At 41.0% G+C, this 3,545-nt stretch carries 3 protein-coding genes; 1 reads left to right on the top strand and 2 read right to left on the bottom strand.

Going from position 1 to position 3,545, the window contains the following annotated elements; translation table 11 throughout:
* Positions 1 to 91: 91 nt before the first annotated feature.
* Positions 92 to 400, top strand: a complete 309-nt coding sequence (locus HWQ44_RS00050; protein WP_292713365.1) for a PEP-CTERM sorting domain-containing protein — start codon at positions 92 to 94, stop codon at positions 398 to 400.
* A gap of 178 nt (positions 401 to 578) precedes the next feature.
* On the opposite strand, the gene HWQ44_RS00045 is transcribed toward HWQ44_RS00050, so the two are convergent.
* Complete coding sequence (locus tag HWQ44_RS00045) at positions 579 to 2,897, bottom strand: PhoX family phosphatase (protein ID WP_292713363.1); 2,319 nt, start codon at positions 2,895 to 2,897, stop codon at positions 579 to 581.
* Between the two features lie 454 nt (positions 2,898 to 3,351).
* Positions 3,352 to 3,545 (bottom strand): hypothetical protein (locus tag HWQ44_RS00040; RefSeq protein ID WP_292713362.1); only part of this gene is annotated, 194 nt, incomplete at its 5' end.

The raw sequence follows: 3,545 nt of genomic DNA, 5'->3' as shown, positions 1-3,545 counted from the left end.
TTGTACGTATTTACTTATCTTTACATAGTTTGGTTTTTTCACCTCGTCTTACTTAGGGGTTAGCAATGGATTAGCCATTGCGTTTGACTACTTGGGTACACGGTATACAGAAACTAGTGATTTTGATTACCCATTATCTCCTGTAGTCAACTTTACAAATGGCAACCTGTTAGGACTAAGCTACTTGGTTGAAGATCAGTTCTTCATTGGAGATGATCCAGGCAATCCCAATAGAGGAGGAACAAAATTTTCTAGCATTCTGAGTGCCGACTTATTGTCTGCAACAGAGGTGGGTACAGTAAGTTACTCTAAGGGTCAGCCTGTACCAGAACCGATGACTCTTGGTGGAAGTGCGATCGCTGGTGTTATGGGATTATGTCTCAAACGCAAGAAAAAATGAAATGCTGTACTTAGTCAGTCTCTGAAGTTGTAACCAGCTTTCAACTAAACAATTTAGCTTGGTGATTATACAAATTATGCACACAGATAAATTATCTGTGTGCATCTGTAATTCCAATTTTATTAGATATTTTATGTAAAGAAGTTGAATGACAACTTCTTTACACGCACAGAAAATGCTAAACAAAACTCCCAGTCCGATTCTTTCGCTGGATAGCAATTACAGATGGACGTGGGACACCTGTAGGTTGACCATTGATGTTACTAGGCCAACTACTACCGCGAGGTACAGTGCGAGTCTGATTAAATGTTGTACCATTCAAATCCAGTAATTCAATGCTACGACTTAGGATCGTGCCATCATTAATCGGACAATCTTCACCAGGATGCTGTACTGAAAGAATCAGTGTATCTTCCACAAAAGTTGGCCCAGTCATCTCGCAACGCACTGGCCCATAGGCAAAGGGTACTACATGTCCTGCATTGGCTCCACTAGTGGGGATAAAGAACAGCCAGTTATTACCAAAAACTCCTGTAAACTTAGAAACATCACCACTAATTTTGTGATCGATGGTGGTTGGAGTGCCAGCTGCACCGATATCAAAACCATTGTGAGTGCCAGTAGACATATCTGTAACACCCCAAACATTACCTTGATTGTCGAACACCTGGTTATCGACATTAGCAAAACCAGCCCCATCAACTGATCCGGCTTCTCCCCCTTGGGCAAATCTTTCCCAGCGAAAGGTTAAACCTGTGCCATCGGCACTATCTTCAATAATTTTGTATAGTCCGCCTGACTGCTGTGTGGCATTGACATCGGTACTTACCTTGGCAACTTGGAAAATCCGCGAATCTGGATAGCCGTCGCTTCCTGGCGCACCATCGGTATAGGAGATGAACACCTCTTTAGTGAAGGGATGTACTTCTAAATCTTCTGGACGTGCTGTGGGTGTTCCTCCAGCCAAGTTCGCCGCTAAGAAAGCATCACTGAGAACAGCGCCTTGGGTGGGGTAAAAGTCAGATAGCTTCTTATTCTGATAATTAGGTAGTGATGTCGCTTCGTTGGTGCGATCGCATTTAAAGATACCACCGTCTTCAGTTTGACCTGCAACGCCATTTCGTTTCGGTAGTGGTAAAAATTTCACTTTTTCATCTAAGACGTTACCTTCTTGAGAAGAAATAATTGATGGTGAAATTGGATTGGTAGCAGTACTTAAGAGTAAAGGTATCCATTTACCAGTTTTGTCTGGATTGTAACGGGCAACGTATAAAGTACCGCTTTCCCACAAGCTACTGTTAGCTTTACTAGTTGGTGAGGAAATAGTACCTTTACTGACAAATTTCCAGGTATGTCCGCCACGTCTGTCATCACCCATATAGGCGACTAATTTCTTGCCTGATTGGGCGCGGATGGCAACATTTTCATGGCGGAAACGACCCAACCAAGTGTGTTTTCGAGGGCGAAAATTCGGATTTACGAGGTCAATTTCGACAATCCAGCCGTATTTTTCCCCAACTAAACCAAAAGTCTTACCTATAGTATCTTTCGTGTAATCTGTCTGAGTGCCATCAGGCTTAACTGCTTCTGTAACACTGCTTTGAAAGTTTTCTTCGGCAGATAAAATAGTTCCCCAAGGAGTTGTACCACCAGAACAGTTGTAGGCAGTACCAATAATTTTGTTACCAAGTTTATCAGAACTCAGGTTAAATACTTCAGTTGCAGCTGGGCCAGTACTTATTAAATAGTTTTGGTCACCTTTCTGGTGGCTACGACTTCCCCAAGAAGTAATGTTTTTGTAATCATCATTCCGTTGACTATTAATTCCCAATCCAGACAGACCATGAATGCGGCGATTTCGGGCATCATCGCTGACCACAGCAAAATGCTTCTTGGCGTTACGGCGAGAGACGCGAATAATTGATCCGCCTTGGTTATATAAAAATTCTCCTTCAACTTCAATATTTTTGGCAGAGGGTAAAGCCCACCCAATTACCTCCTGGAATGCGTCGGGTGATGCTTTTACATCCGAGGGAGTTCCTGGTGCTAAGACAGAAAAAGGGAAACTAACGTATTCGTGATTAACCCACAAATAGCCGACATCGTTGGTTCTACCAATGGGAACAAAACCCGTGTAATCACAGTTGTAGCCGAAATAATCATCTTTGTTGGGAAACACGCGATCGCCCCAACTGACAATTACATAACGTTCGTACTCTGGCGGCACTACCAAATCATCAATGACGTTGTAGCTATTTAACTTCACATCCGCAGATGCATTTTCTACTTTTCCCTGACCGATTCCTGTGGGCAAGAAATTCTTTTGGTATTTATAAATTGGTAGGGGATGAGGTAAGCGCACTGGTGTAAAGCTTAGTAGCTTAGTTTTTGCTGACGCAATGCTAATAACACCATTCAGGATTTTGTCTCCCAACACAGCAGCACCAGCACTGCCTGCAAAAAATATTAAAAGTTGTCTCCGGCTGAATGTAGACATCAAACTTCCTCTATTTTGATCAAAAAAATTTAATACAGACAAACTCTACTTATTGACAGAAAAGCCATTAGTATTTACGTGAAATTTTCTACATTTTGAATATGAGATAACTTGCTATGAAAAATAGATTATTTGCTAATTAAGTTACCTAAATGCCTGAATTTTCCTAAGTTTGTCCTAAAATATAATCAATAAAAATTAACAACAGGTTATATCCTGATTAATTAGAATTTATCAACTGTTATTCTTTACTAAAAAATAATATTGCTTAAGCATAAATACCTGTATCTGTAAAAGTAAAATAATCTTTAACAGATATAGCAAAATGTATATTTTCCGGTTTAAGACATAGTAAATTTATATACCTGTTCTTAAATACCTGGTAAATATTGCATCATCAGGAGATTTACCATTTCCGTAACCAGAATCAAGTAAGGAACAGTGTCGAATGGCACTAAGTTAAGCTGAAGGGTTGGCAGTGTAAGGATTGCAGAGGTGCAGGGGTGCAGGGGTGCAGAGAGGAATTTTTAAATATCCGAACGCAATACCTTAAACTTCTTCTTTCTCCCCTGCTCCTCTGCTCCTCTGCACCCCTGCTCCTCTGCACCCCTGCTGCCTCAATGATTTTCCCTTTTCTTAGTGCCATTC

The sequence above is a fragment of the Nostoc sp. JL34 genome (genome assembly GCF_017114945.1).
In the GTDB taxonomy this organism is placed as follows: domain Bacteria; phylum Cyanobacteriota; class Cyanobacteriia; order Cyanobacteriales; family Nostocaceae; genus Nostoc.
This window is presented reverse-complemented; position numbering and strand designations above follow the sequence as displayed.

Excerpts from the sequence above, each read along its gene's own strand:
- HWQ44_RS00045 (WP_292713363.1), bottom strand. The coding sequence starts at position 2,897 with ATGTCTACATTCAGCCGGAGACAACTTTTAATATTTTTTGCAGGCAGT.